Here is a 13,512-nt window from a genome sequence, read left to right as displayed (position 1 = left end):
GCGGCGCACCCGGGAACTACGAACGTCGCTAACGTCTCGCCGCCGCGTCGACCACGACATGGTGCGGTTCGCCGTCGTCCACCAGCGGGATCGTATTCGTCCTGAAGAGCGTACCATCAAGCGCGACCCGTGATCCCCGCTGCCGAATCAGCGCCGGGTTCCGCACCACGATCTCGTAGATCGTACGGCCGAAACGATAGATGATCGAAAATTCGTGCCAGTCGCGCGGCACACAGGGTTCAATGCGAAGAGTGTCGCCGATCTTGGTAAACCCGAGGATGTTTTCGAGACCGACTCGATACATCCAGCTGGCTGAGCCGGTGTACCACGTCCACCCGCCACGGCCGAGCAGCGTGGGGGCGGTGTATACATCAGCCGCCACCACATAGGGTTCCACTTTGTATGTTGCGACCGCTTCCGCCGACTGCGTGTGCGTGAGGGGATTGATCATCTGAAAGAGTGTGAAAGCGCGTTCGCAATCGCCGTGCATGGCCGTAGCCAACACCGCCCAGAGCGCGGCATGCGTGTATTGCGCGCCATTCTCCCGCACACCGGGTACGTACCCCGCGATATAGCCGGGATCGTGCGTGCCGTCGGTGAACGGTGGGGCCAACAGCTTGATCAGCCGCGCATCGTCGAGTACCAGCTGCTCGTTGAGCGCCTCCATGGCCATGCGCTGGCGAGCGGGATTACCCGCTCCTGAGATGACGCTCCAGCTCTGCGCAATAGAGTCGATCCGACATTCCGTGCTTTCCGACGAACCCATAGGGGTTCCATCGTCATAGTACGCACGGCGATACCATCCACCGTCCCACCCGTGGGCCTCGACCGCCAGCACGTACGCGTCGGCTTTGCGCCGCATGTCCTGCGCCTCGCCGTGATCGCCACGCGAGTCGGCATGCGTCGCGAACGTTCGCAGGGTGGTGACGAGAAACCACGCCAGCCAGACACTCTCGCCCTTCCCGTCGGCACCCACGCGGCTCATGCCGTCATTCCAGTCGCCAGTCCCGATCAGCGGCAGGCCGTGCTGGCCAATGGTACAGGCGCGACGGAGAGCACGACGACAATGTTCGTACACGCTGCCCAATTCCTCGGTGACCGCGGGGAGATCGTAGATCTCGTGCTCGTGGGGCAGCAGCTCTCGCATGGTGAGAAACGGCACGTACTCCTCGAGCACGGTCGCATCGCCGGTGACCCGGATGTACTGGTCCACTACATACGGCAGCCACGCCAGGTCATCGGAGAATCGCGTCCGTACGCCTCGTCCACTATGTGGGTGCCACCAGTGCTGCACGTCGCCTTCGAGGAACTGCCGCGCGGCCGCGCGCAGGATATGCTCACGGGCCACGCCGGGTTCAGCATAGACGAAAGCCATGACGTCCTGCAGTTGATCGCGGAAGCCGTAGGCGCCACTGCTTTGATACAGTCCCATCCGCGCCCACATGCGACACGACAGGGCCTGATACAGCGACCACTTGTTGATCAGGATGTCGAAGGACGGGTCTGGCGTCTTCACCGTGATCGCGCTGAGTCGCGTACCCCACGCGCTCACGGTGCGCTGGGCCGCAGCCTTGGCGCCGGGAAAAATCCGGAGCCTATCGGCAAGCTGTCGCGCCTCGGCCTCCGTACGGGCCGCGCCGAGCACCACGATGATCTCGCGCGACGCACCAGGAGGCAGAACGACGTCGAATTGCAGGGCTGCGCACGGGTCGAGCGCCACGCCCGTAACGCCGTCGAGCGTATCCGTGCGGAGCGCCGCTGGATCCGCGAGGCTGCCGTTCCGGCCGAGAAAGCTGCGCCGGTTGGCGGAGTAACTGGTCACCTGCTCACTGATGGCGAGAAAGGCCGTCCACTCCGCGAACTGCGCGTCAAAGGTGTTCTGCGCCAGAATCGCTTGCTGCTCCGGCACGAACCGAGTGCGCACGTGATATTGCGTGTCTTCGCGTCGTGAGCCAAGGGTCCACTCGACGAACGCGGTCACGGAGAGCCGCCGAGTTTCGTTCGAGGTATTGGTAATTCGCAGGCGCGAGAGCTTGGCCGCAGCATCGTCAGGTATGCCAAGGTGCAGTATCGTCTGAATGCCATCGTGTTCATGTTCGAACGTGGATTCGCCGGCACCGTGTCGCACGACATAGCGGCCATCGTCGATCGGTGCCGGTGTGGCACTCCACAACGAACCGGTATCGAGATCCTTGAGGTATAGTACGTCACTCGCGGGATCGGCCACGGGATCGTTATGCCACGGCGTCACGCGGTAGAAGAACGCGTTTTCGGCCCACATGCAGCCAGCGCCGCGCTCGGACACCAGGAAGCCGCCGTGGGGATTGCCGATGACATTCGACCACGGCGCGGGGGGCAACTCATCGTTGTCCACTCGGATGTGATAGTCGCCCCGCTCGTCGAAGCCACCGATACCATTGTCGAACAGGATCGGCGTGGGCTGCGTTGCTGCACGCTCCGGCTCCGTACGGGCGCGAGTCATCCTCGGGATCAGCGGGGCCACCAGCGGTCGCAGCGCGGAAACCAGAGAAGCGATGGGCCCCGGTCGATCGTTTGGCGTGGTCCCCGTGGACGCGATGCTTGGCGTGCTGCGTTCCAGCGTGCGTGCCGCGAGACTCTGCGAGGCGGTGCGCTGGCGATCGCTGGCCTGCAGGGCAACACTTTCCAGAATACGGGTCAACGAGCGGCCGTCGCAGGTGAGATGCACTCGTGATGTAGCTGACAGCATGAGATAATCGACCGTCGAAAAGCCATCGAGGCGTCGCACGAAGACGCCGCCCGGCTTGTCGATCAGCGCGGCATCGTTGGTCGAGATCACCGCCTCGGTAATCGCGTCGCGCAACTCCTGCAGATAGTCGTGGCCCCACTCGTTGATGATCACCAGATCAACGGGAAGACCGTGCCGTCTCCAGAAGCGATGGGCAACCAGCAGCTCGCGTAACGTGGGCAATCCGTCCATGGAGTCGATGGTGGCCAGTACGATGGGGCGGTCGCCCGAGATCCCGTACATCCAGAGCTGTGGCTGCGAACCACGATTCCGTCGAATCTCATCGGGCGGGGGGGCCAACGATCCATCACGGAAGAGCAACTGCGCGGCGATCTCCTGAAAGGTGGCGGCGCTGGCCGGCGTGATACCAAGCTCGCGAAGCTCGAGCTGCGTGGACGTCCACGCGAAGTCGAGCGCGCGTTGTGCGGCATGGTCGTCGTGGTAGCGGCCGGCCAGCTCGAACGCGGCCTCGCGGCTGGTGGCGACCAGCGTTGTGAAGGCCACGCTCACGGCCCGCCCCGGCGTCACGCGCACGCGGGTTCGCAAGGCGAAGATCGGATCGAGCACGGGGCCGGTGGTGCCACTCCACGCACCGTCGGTCTGCATCGCGGCGGGACGACGAACACCGCGTCCGCGGCCCAGGAACGCCGATCGGTCGGTCTCGCAGCTCACGTCCCCGATACGATCGGGTCCGGCATCGACCACATGCACGCACCACAACGCCGGATCATCAGGCTTGCGGGGGCGTCGCGTGGCGGTGATCGCCGAACACCACGCATGCCACTCGGTCTCGACGAACAGATTGGAGAACGCCGGGTGTGCCCGATCGGCCTCGGGCGGTGCCATCACGATCTCACCGTAGCTGGTGAGCTCGATGTCGCGCGGCGCGCTCCCCAGATTGATCAGCGTCACGCGTCGCACTTCCGCACAGTCAGCGCCGACGACGGTGATCTCCGTACGGGTTTCGATATCGCCGTCCACGCGATGCATGGTGACACGATCCGATGCCAGCCACACCTTGCCGTGACTGGTCGGTGCGCACACCGGTTGGTGCGACGTGGACCAGAGACGTCCGCTGTCCACGTCCTTTACGTAGCAGTACTGACCGAGATCGTCGCGCGTACTGTCGGCCCGCCAGCGGGTCACGGCCAGCGATTCGTATCGGCTGTAGCCGCTGCCGTTGTGATTCAGCATCACGGTGTACGGCAGCGCGCCCAACATGGCTACGCGCGGCTTGGTGCGCGTCGTCGTGTCCACCTCGCGCACGACCGGCTGATCACTGGTGTTGGCCGAGCGCTCCACCGGGAGGCGCGAGGACTGCGCTTCTCGCAGCAGTAGTCGCCGAGGAATACGCTCGTGCAGCAGGAGCTGCGCCGACTGCACGAGCGGCGCCGCGTGGAAGCGATTCTGCCAGATGTCGTCCTCGAGCAGGTTGGTGAGTGCCACCACCGTCATGCCGACGTGGTGTGCCATGCTCGTGTTCACCAGTGCGAAGCGCTCGTCCGGTGCGGCCCGGGTATAGTCGAGCGAGTCGACGAATCCGAATTCGCCGAGTGCCCCGAGCGACTCCAGTCGGCGTAGGTTCTCGAAGGCGCGCGCCGGATCGACCAGTGCCGCCAGTGCCGTCGCATACGGGGCGATGACCAGATCGCGCTCGAGGCCGCGCTTCAGCGCCAGATCGGCGATGCCGAACGCACGATACTGATACGTGAGCTGTAGATCGCGCATGTTGTATGCGCTCTCGCTCACGCCCCACGGAACATTGTGGCTGCGGCCGTGTGCGTAGTGTCGATCGACCACGCCGTGGTACGTCTGATCAAGAATGGTAAAGGGCAGTGAACGCATCACGAGCAACGGCATGAGATACTCGAACATGCTGCCGCTCCACGACACGAGTGCCGTGGCCGACGAGGTGCGATTGAGGGGTCGTGCCAAGCGGAACCAGTGCTCGACCGGCACATCGTTCTTGGCGATCGCGACAAAACTCGCCAGGCGTGCCTCGGAGGCCAGCAGGTCGTAGAACGAATCGTCCGCGGTGAGCGACTCGGTGTGATAGCCGATGGTGAACAGCTTCCGCTTCACGTCGTACAAGAAGCTGAAGTCCATCGCCGAAACGTATGCCTCCGCCTGCTCGGCGAGCGATAGCAGGCGGCCTTCCAGGAGGGGCTCGCGCGGCGCCAATTCGAGGCACGCCTGTCGGATTGCGACGAGGTGCCCGGCGATGTTTCCGCTGTCCACGGTGCTGATGTAGGCTGGATCGAGCACGCGGAGGTCGTGCAGGTCGTACCAGTTGAAAAAGTGACCCTTGTGTCGACGCAGCCGCTGCAAGGTGCCGAACGTCTGCTCCAGCCGCGTGGTGAGCTCTGCCAACGTAAGCAGGCCAAGGTCGTGGGCGCTGACAGTGGATAGCAGCTGGAGCCCGATATTCGTCGGCGACGTTCGCATGGCCACGACGGACTCCGGATCGAACTGCACGTTGTCCGGCGCGAGCCAGTGCGTGGACACGCTCACGAACCGATCGAAATAGCGCCAGTGCAGGCCGGCATACCGTCGCGCGGTCTCACGGTCTGCCATCGAGAGGGCTCGGCGTGCTTGATTGCGCTGCTCACTCAGATACGCCGCCAACCGTGGCGCCATGATCCAGAGGAGCACGATGCTTCCCAACACGAGATCACTGAGCAACAGCGACTCGAGCGGTGTACTCGTCGCCAGCCGGGTTTCGACCCGCCGATACGAGATGGACGCCGCAATCGCGAACGCCACGAATACCGACGCCCGCATGGCGTTCCACGTTTCCTGTCCGACGTCACCGACGCTGTGTTCCACGGTCGAGGCCGAACGCCATTCAAGCAGGTACTTCTTCGAGGCGTACAGACGGTAGAGCGTACGGATGATCGCATCGATCGAGATCAGCGTCTGATGGAGCAGGAACGCGAGCGCGAGTGCGGCTTGCTGCACTGACACGATGGCGTCTTGCACCATGGCACCGTAGTACGCGCGCCATGACTTGTCGCGGGGCGGGCGCACCAGCGCCAGTATGAGCGATGTCGCCCAGGGAGCGACGATCGCACCGAGCGCCAGCATCGTCCAGCGCACAACCGACCCCGGGAGCACCGTCCAAGCGGCGAGAAGAAACGCGAGTTGTGCCAGCTCGACGGTACTGCGACGCATGTTGTCGAGCAGCTTCCAACGCGACAGCAAAGAGAGTCGGTTCGGCTCGGTACCCTGCGTGCTTGGCACATTCGGCCCGAGCCACGGGAGCAATTGCCAGTCACCGCGTATCCACCGGTGCTTGCGACGCGTGTACGCCACGTACGACGACGGATAGTCGTCGTAGACGATGACATCGGTGGCGAGTCCGGCGCGTGCGTAGTTACCCTCGATGAGATCGTGAGAGAGGAGCGTGTTTTCGGGGAAGCGCCCGTGCGTGGCGAGCTCGAACGCATCGACGTCGTAGATGCCCTTGCCGGTGTAGCTGCCCTCGCCGTACAGGTCCTGATACACATCGGATACGGCTGTGGAATAGGGATCCACCCCCGGGTGCCCTGACGAGATGGCGGCGAAACGCGAGCGATGTGCGCTCGGCAGCGACACCCCCACTCTCGGCTGCAGAATCCCGTAGCCGCGCACGATCCGTTGGCGAACGGGGTCGTGCACGGCGCGATTCAGCGGATGCGCCAGCGCGCCGATCAACGAAGGCGCCGCGTCCGGAGGGAGCACCGTGTCGGCATCGAGCGTGATGACGTACTTCACACCACGGAGTGCCGCTGGGTCGCCAACCACGTAGGAAAAGGCGGCCGCCGCGTCGCTCGCGGTATCGACCAGTGGTGCGGTGGTCCGTCCATCGGCGCGGAGCATGCGATTGAACTCGGAGAGCTTACCGCGCTTTCGCTCCCACCCCATCCAGGCACCCTGTTGCGGATTCCAGCGGCGCGGGCGATGCAGGAGGATAAAGGGTGCAACGACGTCGTGTCCGTAGCGAGCATTCAGGAGCGTCACGCCGTCAACGGCTTGTGCAACAAGCGCAGCGTCGTCGGGCGTCGTTTCGGTGGCAGCGTCGGTGAAGTCGCTGAGAATGGCGAAGTGGAGGTGCGCTTCGCGATTGGCCAGGAACTGTACTTCGATGGTTTCGAGCGCACTGGCGACATCGTCGGCGTTACCGAACAAGGTCGGGATCACCACCGCAGTGCGGTACTGCGACGGTACGCCACGCGCGTGCAGATCGAGCCGCGGCAGGACGTGCGGCGGCAGCCAGGTGGTGACCAGCTGGTTGAGTACCGTCACCGAGATGTCGAGCGCTGGCAGGAACGCGAACAGCAGAATCAGCCACAACGACGCGCGAGCCTCGGGCTGGACGATCAGCACCACCGCCAGTATGGCGAGTATCGTGCACGTAATGAGACCGCCAACGAATACGACGTTGGGATGCGTCCGCACGGCGCGTTCGGCACGCTCACTCAGCGTGGGCGTGTAGCCCGCCGTGTGCTCGAGCTCACGGAGTCCCGCATCCACGAGGAAGTAGCCTACATGCCTTTCTCGTTCGTCCACCTTGGCATGCGTGCCGGCCCGTGAATCGAGCGCCGAAGGACGGCATAGATCCACTGCCCACTGAGCTACACTGGCCTCTCGATGGCCGGTTCGCTTGGCGATCTTCTCGACAACGTGCCGATAGGAATCGCGGGTGGCGAAGGTCATCTGTGGGTAGAACCCCGATGGGTCGTCACGCAGGGTGGCCTCCATGACGCTCTGATGCTCCACGAATGTACGCCAATCACGACGGCCGACATCACGCAAGCTCGTGATGCCGTTGGCCATCATCAGCTGTGTGAGCGTGAGCCGTTGCGCCGAGAGCGCGACGGCGTTCTCCGGCGCGAGCCCTGCGTCGCGCAGCCACTGCTCGAGCCAGGCCAGAGCCGGCGACGCGCCCTCGGCATGCCGAAGCGTTTGCAGGAACTGCGACACGAAGTGCGGAGTGAGCCCCAGATCCGCGTCCGCGAACTCGCGAAGGGCCGCGCGGAGCTCGGAGCCGCTTTGCGCGTTCGCCTCAAGGATGTGCGCAGCCCACCGTTGCGCGGCCTCGAGTTCGTCGAGGCGTTGGACCGTACGCAGTGCCATGCGGCGAATGCTCTCGATCAGGCCGAGTCGAAGCATCGCCGGCATCGCCCACAGCTCGCCGATCGCGAGCGGGGTCACACTCTGAAAGGCCTCGACGTACAGGTCCACGTTCTCGAGGTTGATGCGCGCCTCGCTGTGCGAGATCAGCGAGATCGCGATCTCGTACACGCGCGGATAGCCGGTGAGTGGTCCTGCGGCCAGCTCCGGAAGTTCACGGTAGTAGCTACCGGGTAGACTCTCGCGTACCTCGAGCAGATGCTCCTGCACGACGTGGTAGTTGTCGAGCAGCCACTCCGCTGCGGGTCCGGCGTCGACACCTTCCTCACCCGCCCTCAGCAGGCGCGTGTGCGCGTCGGCAAGGATGCTGCGGGTGTTCGCCAACCGCGCCAATAGCCGCGCGGGACGCAGCGCGCGTCGTTGATCGGCGAGTTGCTGGCCGCGCGCCACGGCGCGCGCGCGCGCGCCAAGATGCTCGGTGCCAAGCAAGTCGCCATGAATCGGGCCGGCCAAGAGCTCATCCGAGGCATCGATGCGATCCCGTTCCAGCCACGAGATATTCATAGGCGACGCCGCGTGGTCTGCCGCTCAACCCGAGCGCAGGTGGCACGCCAGCGATCAGATGACGGACGAGGGCAATGGAGGCGCGAAGTAGGACGCAACGGGCAGATCCGTGTGCAAAGGGAGACACGGATCACATATGCATGGCGGATCCGCACCTCCCCTTGTGCACAACCCGGGCCCGCCCAGCGGCGAGGTCAGGCGTTTACACTCAGCACGCAAGCGGTGTCTCAGTCGGTAGTTATCTCGGCTGTGCCGTCACCGTCAAGGTAAAAAGGCCCGGACGGGTGCAGCCCGGCGGCGTCAGCTGTTCTGCGTACTCTGCGGCAAAACCGCTTCATGGAGAATGCGCGGACGAGGGCGGTTCGTCGACGACTCGGTAGCGCCACCAACGTCGTTCCGGAAGATTGCTTCTCATGATTCACGCTCAGTACGATCCGGCACTCCTCGTGCACCTCGTTCGTCAGGTGCCGCTACGATACGCAGCTGGCGCCGATCACGCGCTCGATCGACCGGCGCACGTGCGGGCTGGCTCTGGGCTGGCGTGGGTTGGCGAGCGACTGGCCGTTGTTCAGGATGACGCCAATTTCATCGCGCTGGTCGATCCGGCCACCGGTCTCGCCTTGTCGGTGGTCTTGCCCGCCGGTGCCGAGGGCAAGCGCCAGTTCGACGTGGGGCGCGGCAACAAGAAGCAGAAGTCCGATCTCGAGGCGCTGGTCAGTATCGAAGAGCCCAACGGCTCGATGCTGCTGGCGATCGGCTCGGGCTCCTCAAAAAGGCGCGAGCACGTGGTCACGCTGGAGCGGGCAGGGCAGACCGACGAGACACTCGCACTGATCGAGGCGCCGGCGCTGTACAAGGCGCTGCGCGATGCCACGGACTTCTCCGGCAGCGATATGAACATCGAGGGCGCCCTCATTATCGGCGACGTGCTACGACTCTTCGGGCGCGGCAACGGCAAGGTGTCGAAACACCGTGTTCCCCTCGACGCAACCTGCGATCTGCACTGGCCATCCGTCCTCGCGTATCTCGCTGCGCCCCACAAGCAATTGCCGCCGAAACCCACGCAATTTCGGCAGTACGAACTTGGTGAGGCCGACGGCGTTCGGCTGACGTTCACCGATGCCACCCTCGCCTGGGGCGACCGTTCGGCACGTCCTCTGGTTCTCTATACCGCTGCCGCCGAATGCTCCCCCGACTCGCGGCGTGACGGCGCAGTCGCGGGAAGCGCCATCGGCGTTCTCGATTCAAGCGCCGATGGCGCGGTCGTGCGCTACGCCTTGCTGCTCGATGCGCAAGAGCGGCCGCTGCCTCTCAAAGTGGAAGGGATCGCCTGCGGGAGCGCCGACAGTCGCCAGATCTTCGTAGTGCTCGATGTCGATGATCCTGACGCGCCATCGGTGCTGTGCGAGCTTCGCCTCGATGGGCCGTGGCCTCGACCGAACGGGCATGCGTAGCGCTCAGCACCACGCGCTGGTATAACTGTGCAGCGCTACCTTCTCTCACCGACGCCCCCCCCATGTACCGACGCACTCTCGCTCTGCTGCTCACCTGCTGTCCCGCCTTCCTCCGTGCGCAGGCGCAGCCGGTGCCGGTCACTACTGCGAAGCCGGGATGGCAGTGGTCGATGGACAGCGTGCATGCTGTCGTGAACGAGGTGCGCGCTGGTCGCTCGCTGCAGCCGACCACGTGGCCGGGTGCGGCGCGCGTGGCCGTGTTGCTCTCGTTCGACGTCGACAATGAGACCATCGCGCTCCGCTACGGCGAGCCCACCGTTGGTTCATTGGCCGAGATGCAGTACGGCGCACGCGTGGGTTTGCCTCGGATTATGCGGCTGCTCGACCAGCACAAGATTCCCGCGTCCTTCTTTATCCCGTCGGTCAGTCTCGCGATCACGCCCACGATGGCCGACCTCATCAAGAAAAGTGGTCGACACGAGTTCGCGGTACATGGATGGATTCACGAGCTCAACATGACGCTCCCCGATTCGGTCGAGCGTGCGTTGCTCACGAAAGCGGTGTCCGAACTCACGGCGCTGACCGGGCAGAAGCCGACCGGATACCGCGCACCAAGCTGGAACTTCAGTCCGAACACGCTGTCCATTCTCCGCGACATGGGGTTCCGATACGAGAGCTCGCTGATGGCAGACGACGCGCCCTATGAACTCTTGCAACGCGGGCAGCCCACCGGGCTCGTGGAATTGCCGGTGCAGTGGATTCTCGACGATGCGCCGCTGTTTGATCCGCGCGGCGAGCGCTACATGAACCCGCGGGACGTCGCCCGGGTCTGGATGGACGAATTCGACAAGGCCTACGAGGAGGGCACGATGTTCGTGCTCACGCTGCATCCGCACGTGTCCGGTCATCGCTCGCGCATCGTGGCCCTCGAACTGCTCATCGCGCACATCCAGGCGAAGGGGGCCGGGAAGGTGTGGTGGGCCACACACGCTGACGCGGCAGAGTACGTGCGGAAGGCGGCCAAGCTCGGCGAGCCGAGGACGCGATAGTGCGCGACAACCTGGGCGTCGCCCGCTACGGTGCTCTGTGCGCGTTCCTGGTCTCCAACACGCCCGCGGTCGCGTGCGCGCAGCGCGTGGATTGGGCGAATACGAGTGGTGATCCGGGCGCCATGCGCTACGCGCCGATTGCCGACATCGACCGTAGCAACGTGCGCCGGCTGCAAGTGGCATGGCGATGGAACACCGGAGAGCGAAGTGTGCGCGCTGGCGTCAACCAGAAGGCGGCACGTCCGGGTTTGTTTCAGGCCTCGCCCATCGTCATCGGCGACACGATGTACGTCTCCACGCCGTTCGCCGCGGTGGCCGCACTCGACGCGCGCACCGGTCGCGAACTCTGGAAGTTCGATCCGGAGATGTGGCGAACGGGGCAGCCGTCGAACGGCACCGGCTTCGTGCACCGCGGCGTCGCCACCTGGGCCTCCAGCGCCGAGCGTCGGATCTTCATCAATGCGCGCTGGAAACTAATTGCGCTCGATGCGTCCACGGGCAAGCCTATCCCGTCGTTCGGGGTGAACGGCGAAATTGATCTTACGAAGGAGCTCCGTCGCGTCGTCAAGCAGTTGCAGTACACGAATACGTCGCCACCGGTGGTATACGGCGATCTGGTCATCGTCGGAAACGGCGTGGGAGACCGCATCCGCTATCGCAACGATCCGCCGGGAGATGTGCAGGCCTTCGATGTACGAACCGGCAAGCGCGTGTGGAGCTTTCATACCGTGCCCGATTCCGGCGAAGTCGGATGGGACACGTGGGAAGACGGCTCGTACAAGTACATGGGGCACACCAACGTGTGGGCACCGATGAGTCTCGACGCGACGCGTGGTCTGTTGTTCTTGCCGGTGTCGACGCCCACGAACGACTGGTACGGCGGCGATCGCAAGGGCGATAACCTCTTCGCCGAATCCGTCGTGGCCCTGAATGCGAAGACCGGCACGCGCGTATGGCACTTTCAAATCGTTCATCACGGCTTGTGGGATTACGATTTGCCAGCGCCGCCAGTGCTCGCCACGATCACGTGGAACGGAAAGCCGCGTGACGTGGTCGCCGTTCCCTCGAAAACCGCGTGGATCTACGTCTTCGATCGCGAGAGCGGCGAACCGATCTGGCCGATCGTGGAACGACCCGTGCCCGCGAGTGATGTGCCGGGTGAGCGCGCTGCGCTCACGCAACCGATGCCTACCAATCCGGCGCCGTTCGCGCGGCAGACGGTGAGCGAGAAGGACCTCATCGACTTCACCCCCGAACTTAGGCGCCGCGCACTCGAAGTGTTCTCCAAGTACCGCATTGGCCCGATTTTTACGCCGCCGTCGCTCGAAGGGACCATCGTCATGCCGGGCTCTATCGGTGGAGCGGGGTGGGGCAGCACGTCGTATGATCCAGAAACGCACACGCTCTACGTGAAGGGGACCGATAATCCCGTCGTGTATCGCGTGCAGAAGGGGGTGCCCAACGACACCATCGGTTTCGAGTATACCGTGGACCTCGTGCGCAGCGGACTCGGAGTCACGGCTGATCCCGATTCGGGGAAAGCCGATCACGCGCCCCCCGAACAGCTGCCACTCATCAAACCGCCCTATGGCACGATGACGGCGATCGACCTCGACACCGGGAAGCGCCGGTGGCAAGTCACCCTCGGCGATACACCGGCAATACGCAATCATCCCCTCCTCAAGAACGTGAAGTTGCCGCCGCTCGGCGTGGCCGGTGCCGTTGGCGGTACCGTCACGAAGGGTGGACTTCTTTTTGCGACCGGCGGCGGCTCGATACTCTACGCCCTCGACACCCGTGACGGTGCGATCAAGTGGCAGGCCGACCTTCCCGCAGGAAGGGGCTACGCGAACCCGATTTCGTATCGTGGCGCAAACGGCGTGCAGTACGTCGTCATCGCAACCGGTGGCGGTGACAATGCTGAGCTGATCGCCTTCTCTCTCGACGGCAAGCACTGATGCGCGTGACCGTCTCACTTCCCCTGCGTGGAGTCCGTATGCGTCGTTTCTTCGTTCCATTGATTGGTCTGAGCGCCACGCTCGCCGCGTCGGCGAACGCATCAGCGCAGTCGCGCGCGTCTATCTTCGACCCGGCCGCCCTTACCGCTCAACAGCAGCTCTCCCGCGAGATTTACAAAGAGCTCGTCGAGATCAACACCGGCGTGGAAACAGGCAACATCACGACGGCGGCTAAGGCCATGGCCGCGCGTTTCAAGGCGGCCGGCATCCCTGACGCCGATATCTTCGTGGGCGGTCCGCGCCCCGAGAAGCACAACGTCGTAGCGCGTATTCGCGGCAAAGGCGGCTCTAACGCGCCGAAGCCGCTGTTGCTACTTGCCCACATCGATGTGGTCGAAGCGCTCAAGGCAGACTGGTCGCCGGACCTCGATCCGTTCGTGTTCACGGAACGCGACGGTTACTACTACGGTCGTGGCACGGCCGACGATAAAGCTATGGCCTCGATCTTCGTGGCCAACGTGTATCGCATGAAGCGCGAAGGGTTCGTGCCGGATCGCGATATTATCATCGCGCTCACCGCCGACGAGGAAAGCGGTCCGGCCAACGGC

The 13,512-nt window shown here is 64.2% G+C and carries 5 protein-coding genes; 4 read left to right on the top strand and 1 reads right to left on the bottom strand.

What is annotated here, in order from left to right:
• Positions 1-28: 28 nt before the first annotated feature.
• The gene (locus ACESNG_RS15860; RefSeq protein WP_373069695.1) at positions 29-8,443 is read right to left on the bottom strand and encodes a GH36-type glycosyl hydrolase domain-containing protein; all 8,415 of its coding nucleotides are present in this window, start codon (positions 8,441-8,443) and stop codon (positions 29-31) included.
• 413 nt (positions 8,444-8,856) lie between these two features.
• On the opposite strand from ACESNG_RS15860, the gene ACESNG_RS15855 reads away from it, so the two are divergent.
• The 4 genes from ACESNG_RS15855 to ACESNG_RS15840 form a co-directional block, all read left to right on the top strand.
• On the top strand, positions 8,857-9,897 hold the full coding sequence (locus ACESNG_RS15855) for a DUF6929 family protein (RefSeq protein WP_373063978.1): 1,041 nt from the start codon (positions 8,857-8,859) through the stop codon (positions 9,895-9,897).
• Between the two features lie 170 nt (positions 9,898-10,067).
• Positions 10,068-10,946 (top strand): polysaccharide deacetylase, encoded by an 879-nt coding sequence (locus ACESNG_RS15850; protein ID WP_373069697.1) that lies wholly within the window; start codon positions 10,068-10,070, stop codon positions 10,944-10,946.
• Positions 10,946-12,904: a pyrroloquinoline quinone-dependent dehydrogenase gene (locus ACESNG_RS15845; protein ID WP_373063974.1), complete on the top strand. Its 1,959-nt coding sequence runs from the start codon at positions 10,946-10,948 to the stop codon at positions 12,902-12,904. The genes ACESNG_RS15850 and ACESNG_RS15845 overlap by 1 nt, the downstream gene beginning before the upstream one ends.
• Before the next feature lie 38 nt (positions 12,905-12,942).
• The coding region (locus ACESNG_RS15840; protein ID WP_373069693.1) for a M20/M25/M40 family metallo-hydrolase at positions 12,943-13,512 on the top strand (570 nt) is incomplete at its 3' end.

This window comes from Gemmatimonas sp. (assembly GCF_041689975.1).
Lineage (GTDB): Bacteria > Gemmatimonadota > Gemmatimonadetes > Gemmatimonadales > Gemmatimonadaceae > Gemmatimonas.
Note: the sequence above shows the minus strand (reverse complement) of the source record. Positions and strands in the feature narration are given on the sequence as shown.

What these genes read in the sequence shown, in the direction of transcription:
- ACESNG_RS15855 (WP_373063978.1), top strand. Translation starts at nt 8,857, where the DNA reads ATGATTCACGCTCAGTACGATCCGGCACTCCTCGTGCACCTCGTTCGT.
- ACESNG_RS15860 (WP_373069695.1), bottom strand. Translation starts at nt 8,443, where the DNA reads ATGAATATCTCGTGGCTGGAACGGGATCGCATCGATGCCTCGGATGAG.
- ACESNG_RS15850 (WP_373069697.1), top strand. Translation starts at nt 10,068, where the DNA reads ATGGACAGCGTGCATGCTGTCGTGAACGAGGTGCGCGCTGGTCGCTCG.